This is a genomic window from Burkholderia sp. AU18528, from assembly GCF_002223215.2.
In the GTDB taxonomy this organism is placed as follows: domain Bacteria; phylum Pseudomonadota; class Gammaproteobacteria; order Burkholderiales; family Burkholderiaceae; genus Burkholderia; species Burkholderia semiarida.
Genome location: NZ_NKFC02000006.1, coordinates 1,350,095 through 1,364,948, shown reverse-complemented (window position 1 = coordinate 1,364,948; position 14,854 = coordinate 1,350,095). Strand labels below are relative to the sequence as shown.

13 protein-coding genes are annotated in these 14,854 nt (G+C 64.7%); 6 read left to right on the top strand and 7 right to left on the bottom strand.

Features of this window, described 5'->3' with window-relative positions; genetic code table 11:
• Nucleotides 1-30: 30 nt before the first annotated feature.
• From CFB52_RS23060 to CFB52_RS23045, 3 genes are all read left to right on the top strand, one after another.
• Nucleotides 31-1,137, top strand: a complete 1,107-nt coding sequence (locus tag CFB52_RS23060; RefSeq protein WP_099317540.1) for a porin — start codon at nt 31-33, stop codon at nt 1,135-1,137.
• A 676-nt stretch (nt 1,138-1,813) separates the two neighbouring features.
• Entirely contained in the window at nt 1,814-3,847 is a 2,034-nt protein-coding gene (locus CFB52_RS23050; protein ID WP_124862140.1) for a hypothetical protein, read from the top strand.
• Nucleotides 3,844-4,134: a hypothetical protein gene (locus CFB52_RS23045; RefSeq protein WP_180278242.1), complete on the top strand. Its 291-nt coding sequence runs from the start codon at nt 3,844-3,846 to the stop codon at nt 4,132-4,134. Before CFB52_RS23050 ends, CFB52_RS23045 begins: the two co-directional genes overlap by 4 nt.
• Nucleotides 4,135-4,163: 29 nt before the next feature.
• Here CFB52_RS23045 and CFB52_RS23040 read toward each other — a convergent pair whose 3' ends face one another.
• From CFB52_RS23040 to CFB52_RS23030, 3 genes are all read right to left on the bottom strand, one after another.
• The gene (locus CFB52_RS23040) at nt 4,164-4,706 is read right to left on the bottom strand and encodes a cysteine hydrolase family protein (RefSeq protein ID WP_099317537.1); all 543 of its coding nucleotides are present in this window, start codon (nt 4,704-4,706) and stop codon (nt 4,164-4,166) included.
• 239 nt (nt 4,707-4,945) lie between these two features.
• Nucleotides 4,946-6,274 carry an MFS transporter gene (locus tag CFB52_RS23035; protein WP_099317536.1) on the bottom strand — a complete coding sequence of 443 codons (1,329 nt, stop codon included), beginning with the start codon at nt 6,272-6,274 and terminating at the stop codon, nt 4,946-4,948.
• A gap of 42 nt (nt 6,275-6,316) precedes the next feature.
• Entirely contained in the window at nt 6,317-7,501 is a 1,185-nt protein-coding gene (locus tag CFB52_RS23030; protein ID WP_099317535.1) for a M20 aminoacylase family protein, read from the bottom strand.
• A 182-nt stretch (nt 7,502-7,683) separates the two neighbouring features.
• On the opposite strand from CFB52_RS23030, the gene CFB52_RS23025 reads away from it, so the two are divergent.
• Together CFB52_RS23025 and CFB52_RS23020 are read left to right on the top strand one after the other, a co-directional pair.
• On the top strand, nt 7,684-8,586 hold the full coding sequence (locus CFB52_RS23025; RefSeq protein ID WP_099317534.1) for a LysR substrate-binding domain-containing protein: 903 nt from the start codon (nt 7,684-7,686) through the stop codon (nt 8,584-8,586).
• 173 nt (nt 8,587-8,759) lie between these two features.
• Nucleotides 8,760-9,080 (top strand): pyrimidine/purine nucleoside phosphorylase, encoded by a 321-nt coding sequence (locus CFB52_RS23020; protein ID WP_040140021.1) that lies wholly within the window; start codon nt 8,760-8,762, stop codon nt 9,078-9,080.
• Between the two features lie 90 nt (nt 9,081-9,170).
• On the opposite strand, the gene CFB52_RS23015 is transcribed toward CFB52_RS23020, so the two are convergent.
• The 4 genes from CFB52_RS23015 to CFB52_RS23000 all read right to left on the bottom strand — a co-directional run bounded on the left by CFB52_RS23015 (nt 9,171) and on the right by CFB52_RS23000 (nt 13,506).
• The gene (locus tag CFB52_RS23015; protein WP_179231799.1) at nt 9,171-9,503 is read right to left on the bottom strand and encodes a hypothetical protein; all 333 of its coding nucleotides are present in this window, start codon (nt 9,501-9,503) and stop codon (nt 9,171-9,173) included.
• 486 nt (nt 9,504-9,989) lie between these two features.
• Entirely contained in the window at nt 9,990-11,777 is a 1,788-nt protein-coding gene (locus CFB52_RS23010) for a chloride channel protein (RefSeq protein WP_099317533.1), read from the bottom strand.
• 14 nt (nt 11,778-11,791) lie between these two features.
• The gene (locus CFB52_RS23005; protein ID WP_059585021.1) at nt 11,792-12,205 is read right to left on the bottom strand and encodes a MarR family winged helix-turn-helix transcriptional regulator; all 414 of its coding nucleotides are present in this window, start codon (nt 12,203-12,205) and stop codon (nt 11,792-11,794) included.
• A gap of 125 nt (nt 12,206-12,330) precedes the next feature.
• On the bottom strand, nt 12,331-13,506 hold the full coding sequence (locus tag CFB52_RS23000) for an HPP family protein (RefSeq protein ID WP_099317532.1): 1,176 nt from the start codon (nt 13,504-13,506) through the stop codon (nt 12,331-12,333).
• Between the two features lie 365 nt (nt 13,507-13,871).
• Here CFB52_RS23000 and CFB52_RS22995 point away from each other — a divergent pair, with 365 nt between their 5' ends.
• Nucleotides 13,872-14,840 carry a LysR family transcriptional regulator gene (locus CFB52_RS22995; RefSeq protein WP_059585023.1) on the top strand — a complete coding sequence of 323 codons (969 nt, stop codon included), beginning with the start codon at nt 13,872-13,874 and terminating at the stop codon, nt 14,838-14,840.
• Nucleotides 14,841-14,854 lie beyond the last annotated feature (14 nt).

Below are 14,854 nucleotides of genomic sequence, written 5' to 3'. Positions count from 1 at the left end.
GGACGGTCGAGACTTCGAGGGGGCATCATTTTGCGACTCAAATACTTCGCATGGCTGATTGCGGCCGCCACGCCGGCGGTTACGTTTGCACAGACGAGCGTCACGCTGTACGGCCGGATCGACGGCGGCGTCGAATACCTGAACCACATCGCGAAGCCGAACGGCGGCAGCGGCACGCGCTGGAGCGCGGAAAGCGGCGACTGGGGCACCAGCATGTTCGGGCTGAAGGGCGTCGAGGATCTCGGCGGCGGGCTGTCGACGGTCTTCAACCTGGAAACCGCGTTCCAGGTGATGAACGGCCAGACGGGCGGCGGGCGCATGTGGTCACGGCGCGCATACGTCGGGCTGAAGAGCGACACGTGGGGCCAGTTGCAGGCCGGCCGCAACCTGTTCATCGACAGCGACGGCGTGTGGGAATTCGATCCGTTCGTCCAGCAGGCGTTTTCGTCGGCGTCGCTCGTGCGTGGCCGCAACTGGCCGCAAAGCAGCAACAACATCGAATATCACAGCCCGGTGATCGGCGGCTTCGACGTGCAGGCGCAATACGCGTTCGGCAACCAGTCGCGCGGGTTCAACTACGGTGCGGCCGACGATTTCGGCCGCTCGGACGGGATCATGATCTCGTACCACTCGCCGGTGCTCGACGTGCGCGGCATCTACGACGAACTGCGCGACAACAACGGCAAGTTCAGCAACATCTTCACCGCGTCGCGCGAGTACTTCGTCGGGGCGAACGTGAAGGTGTCGAAGTTCAAGATCCAGGGGGCGTATACGCACTACCAGGCGCCGGACAGCCCGGCGGGGGTGGCCGATCGTGCCGATCATTACTGGCTCGGTGCGACGTATACGGCGACGCCGCAATGGGCGGTGACGGGCGGCGGGTACTACGTGAAGGTGGGCGACGGCGGCGGCGATGCGTCGCACGATCCGTCGGGTCACGCGATCATGTACGTGCTCGGCACCACGTACAACCTGTCGAAACGCACGTTCCTGTATGGGACGGTCGCGTATGTGCGGAATGGCGGCAATTCGAACTTTTCGCTGATTGCGTCGCCGCGCGATGCGACGTCAGGGACGAGTCCGATGACGGGCGAGTCGCAGACCGGCGCGTATGTGGGGATGATGCACACGTTCTGAATGAGGTGGTTCGTGTAGGGGAAAAAGGCATGGGCGATGAAGGTCCGTGCCTTTTTGCGTTTAGGGGGCTTGTTGGGGCGTTGAGGTGCGTGCGTACTGGTGTCGACGCATCATGACCGACAGCGGGCGGACTTGGGGAATTGATCCTGCATGGAAACGGCAGGTTGGTCGTCCGCCGTTTTGTAGCTGATCTGATGGCCGGATGACCGGCTGCGGGGTATCACACCACTACCGATATACCGATAAAGACCGCTTGGTAGATTCACATTCGTTGACGTTTTTTGCAAGCTGAAATTCAGGTATCTGCACTCCGCGGTTGATTTAGCAGAGGGCTACGCTGAGAAGGTGCTGCAGTGCAAGCGGCTACTGGGGTGTCTTAGAACGGCCAATAACGGGCACACGCCTATCCTACAGTGTCGTTATTTGAGTGGCCGGTTTGTATCTCAAAAGCAGCACTACCGTCCTAATGAAAGCGCAGTCTGATTCAGACTATATCGTGGACGGTCGCCGTTGCCGCAGGGCGATCTGTTGCATCTGCTCCATAATCATCTGGTTTCCTCGAAATCGGCGAGACAATCTGACGGTTGCTACTCCGACGCGAAAGCAATCAGGGAGGATCTACGGTGTCGCTGCGTTGATCCAAATCAAATGACTCTGACAGGACAATTCCAACGCTATGGATCTGAAGACATTTAAGTCGCTGGTCGACGCCCACATCACCACGTCGTCGGGTGCGGTGAATAGTCAAGGCGACAAGCTGCTCGAACAAATCCGCGCATGCTTTACCGCGAAAGAGAGTGATCAGGCGCTATCTGAGCTCGTCCGCATCGTCGACGATCTCGGAGTGCGATTTTTGTGCGAGCAGGAACCTGCAGATCCATACCTCGGGGTAGCTGAGGCAGTCCAACAGGCGCTTCGTCAACGAGGGGATTATCCTGACGTGACTAGCAACTGGGAGCGCGCCGTGGAGCTCGCAGCAGTGTATGCGGCGAGCCAAAGTGGACTGCCAGTCGATCTGGTATGGCAGTCAAACGCGCGCGTGAATTGCCTCTCGATAGCCATCAATGGACTGAGGAAGTCGGGCTATCAGATCGATCTGCCGGTCGATGGAGGAATGCACATATCCCCGGCCGAGACGCGGCGGCTTGCAGAAGATATTGAGCGAAAATCGGCCTCTCTGGGTGCCATTCTGGCTTCAAGTGCAGCGGGCGCAATTGCGCGTACGTATAGTGCGGTAACAGGTCGATACAAGCTTGGGCGCAATGGTCAAACCATTCAAGTGAACGCGCAGCCCGACCTGCCATTGGCGTATTTGTACCAACTCGGCTTGCGATACTTTTCGCTGGCCCCGACCGCGCCCTCTCCTGAAGCTATGCTTGCCGAGCTTGTTGACCTTGTGACTTGGGCAACTGCGATGCTCGACCTGTCGGTGGGAACTTTCGAATTGGCGTTTGCGAGAAATGTGGACATGGTCCGCATCATGCAAAAGTCAATCGTATACGATGCAACGTTTCTTTTGACGCAAGCGAAACCCGCCCACGCGCGTGAGTATCTGGAATGGACGATATCCCAGAAGCCACTAGCCGAGCTGAAAGACGAGCATGGCACGACGTCGGCCCAGATACTGGCGGCTGCCAGAGTTATCTTGCGAGCATGCGAGCGGGCGTGCGCAGATGGCGTGACGCAGGAGTTTGTCCGAGTCCCGCCGGAAAGCATTGCGTTTGCGACAAATCTGGATCTTACGCCCGCTGCGAACCTGCTCCTCAACGTATTCACGCACGTATCGGGCGCCAACCAATCTCTGACGTTTCCGCCAGAGGACAACGCTGTAGATGCGGCGTTTCACCCGCTGCTACTGAACAACGGTACGTTTTTCATGCAGATCCCGCCGCTCGCGGCTCGCGCCACGGTCAATGCGGCGCTGCAATGGTGTCGAAAAAATTGGAAGAAAGGCAGCTTTGACGAGAAAGTTGTCGGTCCGCTATTTGAGGACTTCGTTCGCGTAAAACTCGAGCAACATGGCGTCTCTGTGCTGCACGGCGAATACCAGGCGAACGGATCGAAAGGCGAATGTGATGCGGTTGTAGAGACGGCGAACCACGTGATCGTTTTCGAGTTGAAGAGCAAGATGTTGCGACGACAAGCACGATCCGGCGATGACGTCGCGGCCCTGTCAGACCTCGGGCAGGCGGTCGTGCGACCGCAAGCGCAAGCGATGGAGCGACACGCTGTGCTTCTGGAGCAGGGCACGATAACGTTGAATCAAGGGACGTCGGCAGCGCCGCTTACCCTAGGATCACGGGAAGTTCTCAAATTATCAATAACGCGTGGCGATCTTGGAAGCCTTCACGATCGGCCATTCTTGCAAAAGTTCCTGTTTGCGGGATGCGTTAATCAATTCATCGCAATAAACTCCAAGCGACAAAAGGAGTTCGATGCTCTGCATGACTGGTTTCGCAAGCTGAAAGATGCAGCGAGTCGCGCGAAGGAGTCTGTCTTCGACACACCGTTTCCCTTCTCTACTTCCTGGAGTCTCTCGGTATTTCAACTGCTTCTCATTCTCGAACGCACGAGCAGCAACGAGGACTTCGCAAAAGAGCTACAGCGCACGCGACGTATGATGACGCCTCTGCGGGATTTTTACTCAGAATATGAGTACGCGCTCGAGTTGGATGCATATACATCGAGGAACGATCGGCAAACGGCGTGAAAGCGGAGCGGACGCTGCTCGTCAAGTGTTCATTGATCTTGAGGGTGGAGGTTTCGTTTCGCGTGAGAGCGCTACATCTGATCAAGCGCTTTATTCATTCGGTGATGAAGGGCAAGCTGCCCAAGGAAACCTTCCGGAACACCATCGACCTGATCAAGTTTTCATATCACTTCGACCAACGGCTCAGCCAATTTCTGTCCGGAGACGTGACGTTCTCGAGGAAAGTTGTTTCAGTTCGCGACGCATCGTCGTGTATCAAGGCGACGCGCGCGATGGGGTTTTGCTGAGGCCTTTACGGCTCGTCTCGCGCCTTGCCTCAGAACAGGCAGGCCTCAGTCGGCGTGAGCACCGCGAACGGCCCGCCAAGCGTTGCATTGTGATGCGCGACGATTCGCTCGGCCGGCAGCGCGGGCGTGTCCATGCAGGTATGCGCATCGGCAACGAGCACCGCGCGAAACCCGAGATCGGTGGCCGCACGGCACGCGGTATCGACGCAGTACTGCGTCTTCATCCCGGCAATCACGATTTCTCCGATACCAGCCGCGTGCAGCCACTCGGCGAGCCGCGTGCCTGCGAAGCAACTCGGCCGGGTCTTGTCGAACACGATGTCGCGCGCCGTATCGATAGCGAGCTCCGGCAGCAGCGCGGCCAGCGGCGCATCGGGCGCGATCGGCGAGCCGGCCGGGCCGATGTGGCGCACGGCGAACACGGGCGCACTGGCTTCATGCGCGCGGCGAATCAGCCGATTGATGTTGGCCAGCACGCGTGCGCCGTCATGCGGACGATCGGGGCCATGAAACAGCCCGACCTGCATGCCGATCACGAGCAGTGCGCGTTTCGGGGAAGGGGCTTCGGACATGGCGTTTCTCTTGAGTGGCCGACGCAGACGGAGAAACGAAAAGACCCCGTCCGGAACCGGCGGGGCCTGTGGAATCGGTGACGCTACGATCCTGCGCGCACTCGCCGCACGGGCCCGCCGAAGGCGGTCGTGCGCGTGGTCGTCGAAAGGGTGATCGTGGCGTTGTGCATTGGTCAATGATGCCCGATGGGCGCGCGCGACGTCAATGACGCTTCGCACATCGCGCATCCCCCCAACGCTCAATCGAGCGCCTTCCCCGCCTTCTCGTCCATGTAGCGAATCGCGAGCAGCGTGAAGACGCCACACCCGATCGCATACCACGCAGGCGCATTCGGATTGCCGGTCGCCGCGATCAGCCACGTGACGAAGAACTGCGCGAAGCCGCCGAAGATCGCGACGCCCACGCTGTACACGAGCGCACCGCCGGTCGCCCGCACCGCCCGCGGAAACAACTCGCCGAGCATCGCCCCCGTCGCGCCGATGTTGATCGCATGCACGATCGACAGCGCGGCGATGATCGACAGCAGCGACGCGGCGCCCGGCCAGCGATTCAGTGCGATGAACGCGGGGTAGATCGCGGCCATCAGCACGATGCGCGTCCACCATACGATCCGGTTGCGCCCGTACACGTCGGACAGATGGCCGCCGATCGGCGTCACGAGCATCAGGATCGCCCCGGCGACGCAGCCGGCCGTCATCGACAGCCACGTCGGCAGGTGCAGCACCTGCACGCCGTAGATCGCCATGTAGAACACGATGATGTAGTGGATCGACGTGCCGCCGATCGTCACGCCGAGGCCTGCGAACACGGCCTTGCCGTGATGACGCAGCACGTCGGCGAGCGGTAGCGACGCGACTTTTTCCACGGATGCATGTGCGGCAGCAGCAGGCGCGGCAGCAGGCACTTCCTCGACGGTCTTGCGCAGCCAGTAGCCGAGCGGCACGAACAGCGTGCCGATGATGAACGGCACGCGCCAGCCCCAGCTTTCGAGTTGCGCGGCCGTCAGCGTCGACGTCAGCGCGACGCCGGTGAGCGCGCCCGCGAGCGCGGCGAGCCCCTGGCTCGAGAACTGGAACGACGCATAGAAACCGCGCCGATGCTGCGGCGCCTGTTCGAGCAGCAACGTCGTCGACGCACCGACTTCGCCGCCCGACGCGAAGCCCTGCAACAACCGGGCGAGCACGAGCAGCAGCGGCGCGGCGATGCCGATCTGCGCGAAGGTCGGCGCGACCGCGATCGTCGCGGTGCCGAGCGCCATCAGCAGCAGCGTGAGGATCATCGCCTTCTTGCGGCCGGCGCGGTCCGCATACATGCCGATCACGAGCCCGCCGAGCGGACGCGTGACGAAGCCGACACCGAAGCTCGCGACCGCGAGCATCAGTTGCCCGAACGACGAATGCACCGGAAAGAACAGCTTGCCGATCAGGATCGCGAAGAAGCTGTAGACGGTGAAGTCGTAGAACTCGAGCGCGTTGCCGACGGCGGCGGCCGCGATCAGCCGGCGTTTCCTCGCGGCGGCGCGGGCATCGACCGGCGTGCCGGCGAACGGAAGGGCGGACGTTTCCATGGGGTTCTCCCGGTTAGCGCGAAACTGCGTGGTGAAGGGCGTTCAGGCCGCGAGCCAGGCTTCGGCGACGCGAACCCAGTAACTCGCGCCGATGGCGAGGATGTCGTCGTTGAAGTCGTAGCCGGGGTTGTGGACCATGCAGCCGCCCTTGCTGCCGACTCCGTTGCCGATGAACGCGTAGCAGCCGGGGCGCGCCTCGAGCATGAATGCGAAGTCCTCGCTGCCCATCAGCGGCGCCGCTTCGGTTTCGACGCGTTCCGCGCCGAGGATCTGGCGCGCGATGCCGGCCGCGAACGCGGTCGGTTCCGCGTGATTGACGAGTACCGGATAGCCGTAGTCGTAGTCGATTTCCGCGGTGACGCCGAAGCTTTCCGCCTGGCCTCTCGCAAGCGCTTCGATGCGGCGCGCGAGCAGGGCGCGCACGTCCGCGTTCAGCGCGCGCACCGACAGTTTCATCACGACGGTTTCCGGAATGATGTTGAACGTCTCGCCGGCCTGCACGCTGCCGACGGTGATCACGGCCGCATGCTGCGCATCGACCTCGCGCGCGACGATCGTCTGCAGCGCGACCATGATGCTGCCGGCGGCGGACATTGGATCGCGCGCGAAATGCGGCATCGCGCCGTGGCCGCCGACGCCGCGCAGCGTGATCGTCACGCGGTCGGCCGACGCCATCGCGGCGCCGGTGCGGAACGCCATGTCACCGGCCGCGCGGCCCGGCATGTTGTGGATCGCGAAAATCGCGTCGCACGGGAAACGGTCGAACAGGCCGTCGTCCATCATCGCCTTCGCGCCGCCGAAGTTTTCCTCGGCCGGCTGGAAGATCAGGTTCAGCGTGCCGGAGAACTGGCGCGTGGCCGCGAGGTGGCGTGCCGCGCACAGCAGCATCGCGGTATGGCCGTCATGGCCGCATGCATGCATCTTGTTCGCATGGCGGCTGGCGTACGGCAGGCCCGTGGTTTCCGCGAGCGGCAGCGCGTCCATGTCGGCGCGCAGGCCGACCGTGCGCGTGCCTTGCCCCTCGCGCAGCACGCCGACCACGCCCGTCTTGCCGATGCCGCGATGCACGTCGTAACCCCAGCCGCTGAGCAGCTCGGCGACGAGGTCGCTCGTGAGCGTCTCTTCGAATGCGAGTTCGGGATGGGCGTGGATGCGGCGGCGTACTTCGACGAGCTCGGGGGCGATCGCGGCGATGCCGGGGATGACGGGGTTCACGGCTTGCAGCATGGTCTCTCCAGTGGGGCTGGTGGGGCATTTGACGCGCATATGACGACCAAGCATATAAATTTCTTTTGCGTACCAGAAGCTGCTAAATTGCTTTGGTGCACACCGTCAGTTGCCGCTCGGGAATACCCTGAACCCCCTGCGCGGTACGGCGCACAGGGTTTCCACGGATCACGCATCGCCCCATGAAATACCATCAGCTGAAAGCGTTCGTCACCGCCGCGGAGGAAGGGAGCATTCGCGCGGCCGCGCGGCGCCTGAACGTGTCGCCGGCCGCGCTGACGAAGGCGGTCAAGGAACTGGAGATCGCGCTCGGCGTATCGCTCGTCGTGCGCACCGCGCGCGGCGTGCAACTCACCGCGTTCGGCCAGCAGTTGCAGGTGCGCGCGCGGCTGATCGTCGCCGAAATGCAGCGCGCCCGTGACGACATCGAGCAGGCGCAGGGGGCGATGACGGGTTCCGTCTCGGCGGCGATCACGCCGGCGGCGGCGGTCACGATCCTGCCCGACGCGTTTCGTGCGTTCCGGCGCCGCTTTCCAGTGGCGCGCGTCAACCTGATCGAAGGGTTTCCCGGTGTCGCGCTGCCGCGCCTGCACGACGGTTCGCTCGATTTTGCGGTGGTGGTCGTCGTGCCCGAATTGCTGGCGGCCGAGTTCGATCATGCGGAGCTCTATGCGAGCCGTTCGCTGATCGTCGCGCGCAAAGGGCATCCGCTCGCGTCGGCCACGTCGCTCGCCGATCTCGTCGAGGCCGACTGGCTGATGAATCCGTCGCCGGAAAGCTCGACGCAGGTGCTGTTCAACTCGTTCGTCGCGTACGGGCTGCCGGTGCCGGCGCGCGTCGTCGAATGCCCGAGCTTCGGTCTCGCGCACAGCCTGATGACGCGTTGCGACCTGATCGCATCGATGCCGGAACAGTTGCTGCAAGGCGAATGGGCGCGCGACCAGCTCGCGGTGCTGCCGATTCGCGAGCGCTTGCCGGGCGTATCGGTGCAGGTCGTCACGCGCCGCGACAGCCCGCTGACGCCGGCCGCGGCGATGCTGCTCGATTGCCTGCGCGATTCCGCGCGACGCAAGGGGCTGCGATGAAAGGGCGCCTTGCGCGGATCGCGTAGTGATCCTGACGATCCTGGGGCCGGCACGCGCTGGCCGCGTACCATTGCGGCGCCCGCCGCGCGAGCCGGTATCATAGCGGCCGGCCCGCCGCTTCGGCCGGCCTTCAAATCCATCGCCATCCGGCATCCAGCAATCAGAGGCATCACATGACCAGTGCAACCCAATTCGACAACGTATCGGTCGTCAAGCGCGCGAACGTCTATTTCGACGGCAAGTGCGTGTCGCATACCGTGCTCTTCCCGGACGGCACGCGCAAGACGCTCGGCGTGATCCTGCCGTGCGCGCTCAACTTCGGCACGGATGCGCCCGAACTGATGGAAGTGCAGGCCGGCAAGTGCCGCGTGAAACTCGACGGCAGCAGCGAATGGCAGACCTACGGCGCCGGCGAATCGTTCTCGGTGCCGGGCAAGAGCCGCTTCGACATCGAGGTGATCGAGACGCTCGACTACGTGTGCAGCTACCTGTAACGCGCTTTTCGCGCGGCAAAGAAAAAGCCCCGCCGAAGCGGGGCCCGTTGCAAGCGGATGGCGCAAGGCCATCCGGTGCGCCAGCCTTCGTTACAGGCAGGCGCTGATGTCGCCGGCGGCCGCTGCGTCGCCGCGCACGCCGACCCACGTCTTCGCATCCGGCTTCCACGACGGACGAACCATCGCGGCGGCGCCGTTCGGCGGCTGCTGGCCCGGTGCGTACACGTCGGTCGCGAGGCCGTTGGCCAGCACGTTCTGCGAGATCACTTGTTGTTGCGACTTGTCGGCCCACGTCTTGGCGATGCATGCCGAGACGTCCGGCGCTGCTTTCTGGCTTTGTCCCACGTTCTGCACGGCCGGTTCGGCCGCATGAGCAGAAATTGCCACGGTCAATGCGATGAGCGGTAAGTATTTCACGTTCACGTTATCTCCCTCGAGTCGTGATTGATTGAGTGGGATGCGCAGCAGTGCTGCGTGCAAGTGAGATCGCGTTGGGCACGCACGGTTCCGGTCATTCCGAAACAAGTTGTTAACGCGCTTGCCAAACGGCGGCTCGAATGCTGCGCATGTTGCTGCGGCGCGGCATGCGTCGTGTACGGCTCGACGTCATGCGTCGGTCGGCGCGCTGCCCGGTCGTGGTGTGGTGACGTGACGGCCGCGGCGGCCGGCATGTGTGCGCATGCCGCGCCGCGACTCTTTATTGGATGACGAAGTGGAATGGCTGATGGATGGCCCCGTCGCATGAGCACGATGATGACAAACTTTCGTCGGCCGGATTGTTAACCAACTTTAAACGGGCGAAAGCAACGGAGTGAGGCGATGCGGCGCGCCACGGGCGCGCCGCATCGTGGAGCAGTGCGCGGGCGAGGAAGCGATGCGCGCGGCAGAGCGCCGCGCACGCGGGTGATGTCAGCCGGCCTTGCGCGAGCCGACGTCGCGCAGGTTGACCGGAACGACCGGACGGAAGCGCTCGCGCTTCTGTTCGTCGTCGAAGTGCTGGAGCGCCGGCTTGATCAGGTCGCTGCGCGACACGATGCCCGTGATGCGCAGCGATTGCTCGTCGGCGACCACCGGCAGGCGTTCGAGGCCGAGCATCGCAAGGCGCGACGCGACGACACGGCAGGTTTCGTGCGCGAACGCGACGGCCGGTGCGCGCTCGGCGAACGCGGCCGAGATCGGCGTGTCGGCGCCGGCCTGCGCGCGCTGTGCATCGAGCGTCGCGCGATCGACGAGGCCGAGCAGCCGGCCGTGCTGCACGACCGGGTACGCACGGTGCGTCTGTTTCGCGCCGAAGTATTGCGCTTCGACGGTATCGAGCGTGGCCGCGCCGTCGATCGCGACGAGCCGGTCGGCCGACGTCATCACTTCGCCGATGTCGTGCCGCTCGAGCGGATCGACACCGTATTCGCGATAGATGTGGTAGCCGCGGCGCGCGATCTTTTCCGTCATGATCGAGCGTTTCATCGCGATGGTCGCGAAGCCGTGCGCGACGAGCGTCGCCGCGAGCAGCGGCAGCAGCGCGTTGGTGTCGTGCGTGAGACCGAAGGCGAATACGATCGCGGTGAGCGGGGCGCCGAGCGTCGCACCGAGCGTCGCGGCCATGCACACGAGCGGCCACAGCGCGGGATCGCCACCGGGCAGTAGCGGCGACAGCACGGTGCCGAGACCGGCGCCGAGCATCAGCAGCGGGGCAAGCACGCCGCCCGACGTGCCGGAGCCGAGCGCGATCACCCACATCACGGCCTTCACGATCAGCAGTGCGAGCGCGATCTTCAGCGCGATGTGCTGGTGCAGCAGGTCGCCGATCACGTCGTAGCCGACGCCGAGCGCGCGCGGCTCGAGCCAGCCGCCGACGCCGATCGCGATCGCGCCGATCGCCGGCCACCACATCCAGTGCACGGGCAGCTTCGCGAAGGCGTCTTCGACGCGGTAGAGCGCGGCCGACAAGCCGCACGCGAGCAGGCCCGACAGCACGCCCGCGACGATGCACGACAGCAGCGCGACGGGCGTCGGCGCGGCCGTCGTCAGCGGAAACAGCGGATCGACGCCGAAGAACACCGCGCGTGCGAAACCGGCCACCGCGCACGCGAGCGCGACCGGCAGGAAACTGCGCGGACGCCATTCGAACAGCAGCAGTTCGACCGCGAGCAGCACGGCGGCCACCGGCGTGCCGAACACGGCCGTCATGCCGGCGGCCGCACCGGCGACGAGCAGCGTCTTGCGCTCGGCGGCGGTCACGTGCACGCATTGCGCGATCAGCGAGCCGAGCGCGCCGCCCGTCATGATGATCGGGCCTTCGGCGCCGAACGGGCCGCCGCTGCCGATCACGACGCCGGACGACAGCGGCTTGAGGATCGCGACCTTCGGCGACATCCGGCTCTTGCCGAACAGGATCGCCTCGATCGCCTCGGGAATGCCGTGGCCGCGGATCTTTTCCGAACCGAAACGCGCCATCAACCCGACGATCAGCCCGCCGATCACCGGGACCGCGATCACCCATGCGCCGAGCGTGTTGTTCGCGGGCGAACGATCGGCGAACGACAGTTGCTGGAAGAAGAACAGGTTCGTGAACAGGTGGATCAGGCTCAACAGCACGAACGCGGCAAGCGTGCTGAGCAGGCCGATCCCGGCGGCAAGCAACGCGATCCTGGGCAGGCGTTCGTTGGTCGAGAAATCGCGTTTGTGCGGTGCGTTCATCGGAGTGGCAGGGGTCAGTAATCGATTTGGGGAACCTGGAACGTGCCCTTGAGCGACTTCAGCTCGGCACGATGCATGGCCGCGAGACGGGCGAGCAGCGTTTCGCCGGCCGCTTCAAGATGGACTTCGACCTGGCGGCGGTCGGCTTCGCTCGGCTTGCGCTTCACGAGTCCGAGCGCTTCGCAGCGCGTCACCAGCGCCACGACGCCGTGGTGGTGCGCCTGCAGGCGTTCCGCGAGTTCGCCGATGGTCGCCCATTCGCGATGCGGATAGCCCTTGATGTGCAGCAGCAGCAGGTATTGCAGCGGCGTCACGCCTTCGCTTTGCGCGGCACGTTCGGAGAAGCGCTCGAAGCGGCGCATCTGGTAGCGGAACTCGGACAGTTGCTGGAAATCGCTTTTCGTCAGTGCGCGTCGGGTATCGTTCATCGGGGGCGGTCGGGCATTCGGTTACGGTGGCGGTAAATATATCATAACGTGATATAAATGGACGAAATCGGGCGGAACGGGCGCGTTTCACGTTTCGCGTTCCGCGGACAGTGACGGGGCGTGCGCTACGCGGCCTCGAGCATTTGGGTCTGCCGATAAAGGCCCGTGACGAGATCCGTCTGCGTGATGATGCCGACGAGCCGGCGCGACGCATCGACGACCGGAATATGGTGGTGGCCCGAATGCGTGAACAGCGGCACGAGCGCCGTGATCGGCATCGTTTCCGGCACCGCCGCGACGTCGCGCGTCATCACGGACGCGACGCTCGCGGGCTGGCCGCCGAACGATCGCGGCAACCGTGCGGACAGGCGTTGCCACAGCGGGGTCGAACGGCGCAACGGGCGCGTGAGGTCGGCGCGCGTGACGATGCCGGTCAGGCGGCCTTCGCCGTCGACCACGGGCAGCGCCTTCACGCGGTGGCGGTCGAGCAGCGCGAGCGCGGCCGTGATCGACGTGGACGGCGCGACCTCGATCGCGTTCTTCGTCATCAGGTCGGCGCACTTCAACTGGCCGAACGTGCGCGCATAAGCCTGCATTTCGGTTTCGCGCAGCAGCGTTTCGAGATCGTCCGGATCGACGTCGAGCCATTCGCCGCGGCGCTTGAGCACCGCGTCGAGGTCGCCGCGCGTGAAGCCACCGCGCGCCGGCGCGGCGGCGCCGGCCTGCGGTTTCGCTTCGGGGCGCACGCCGCCGTGCGGGTAGCGGTGTCCGGTCAGCGCGTGATAGACGAGCGCGGCCGACAGCAGGATCGCCGATTGCAGCGCGATCGGCTGAAGGACGAAGCCGAAGCCGAGCGCATGGATCGCGGGGCCGCCCACCACGGCCGTGAGCGCGACGGCGCCCGACGGCGGGTGCACGCAGCGCAGCGCGAACATCCCGCCGATCGCGCAGGCGATTGCGACCGCGGCGGCCGTGACCGGATCGGCGATCCATTGCGCGCACGCGACGCCGACCGTCGCCGCGACGAGATTGCCGCCGATGATCGACCACGGCTGCGCGAGCGGGCTTGCCGGCACCGCGAACAGCAGTACGGCCGACGCGCCCATCGGCGCGACGAGCAGCGGCACGAGGCCCGGCACGCCGGGCAATAGCCGCATCGTGACGCCGACCGTCGCAATGCCCACGAGCGCGCCGGTGCACGAGCGCAGGCGTTCGCGCCAGCCGAGTGCCATCGGATGGGGAATGAAGCTGTGCAGCCATTGCCGCAACGTGCGGCGCGACGGGTAGGAGCCTGGCGACATGGGGGTAAGCGGTAAAAACGGCAACGCGGAGGCGCGGCGACAAGCACGGGATTATATCGCGTTGTGATACAAATTGTCGCGCCGCATCAGGCGCGTTGGCCGCGCGTGATGCACGAATCTTGCGAAAACCTTTCATCGGATGGGAGCTTGTGCACGCGTAACCGCGCAAATTTGTCCGCAGCGGCGTACAATTCGGCGCACTCGATTCCCCCCGTCATGCCAGAACCCTGTCCTCGATGCCCGCTCTCCCGCCTTCTCCCCGGCACGGCGCTCGATTCGACGTGGCTCTTCGCGCCCGCGTTCCGTTACCCACCTGACGCGAGCGCCGCCGACGTCTCCCCACTGACTCTCCCCAAGCCAATTCAATGGACATGCTCGAAAACATGCGCCTGTTCGTGCGCGTTGTCGAAGCCGGCAGTTTTACCGCGGTCGCGAAGGAAATCGACGCGACCACCGCCCAGGTGTCGCGCGCGGTCTCGAATCTCGAAGCCCACGTACAGACACGCCTGCTGCATCGCACGACCCGCCATCTCGGCCTGACCGAAAGCGGCGAGCGCTATTTCGAGCGCGCGAAATCGATCCTCGCGGAGCTCGACTACGCGAACGCGGAGGCGCGCAACGCGCTGCTGCGGCCGAGCGGCAAGATGCGCATTCATGCGATGACGGGGCTCGGGAAGAGTCATGTCGTGTCGTCGATCGTCCGGTACCAGGAGGACAACCCCGACGTGTCGGTCGAGCTGACGCTGGCGCAGCGGATGCCGAATCTGGTCGAGGAGGGCTACGACGTGTCGATCGTGACGGCGTCGCAGTTGCCCGATTCGGGTTATGTCGCGCAGATCTGCGGCACGAGCTGCAGCGTGCTCGTCGCGTCGCGCGAATACCTCGCGCGGCACGGCACGCCGCAGACGCCCGACGACCTGCCGAACCACGTGTGCCTGCGCCTCGACACGCCCGCGTCGCCGGCCAGTGAATGGCGCCTGGAGCGCGGCGACGGCGAGGAAACCGTCTACGAGCTGCAGCCGGCGCCGTTCCAGGTCAACGTGCCGGACGCACTGTGCGTCGCGGTGCGTGCCGGGCGCGGGATCGCGTGCGTGGCGCTGTATACGGTGCTCGACGATATCCGCGAAGGGCGCCTGATCCGCGTGCTGCCGGCGTACCGGCTGCAGACGGTGAGCGTCTATGCCGTCTACGCGACGCGCCGCTATCTCGACGCGAAGATCCGGACCTTCCTCGATCACCTGCGTACGACGCTCACGCCCGCGTTGGAAAACGATCTGCGCGAGCTCGACCGGCTGACGACGGAGCACATGCCGGGCGGCCGCCTGCGCGCGTGACCGCGCCGGTGTGC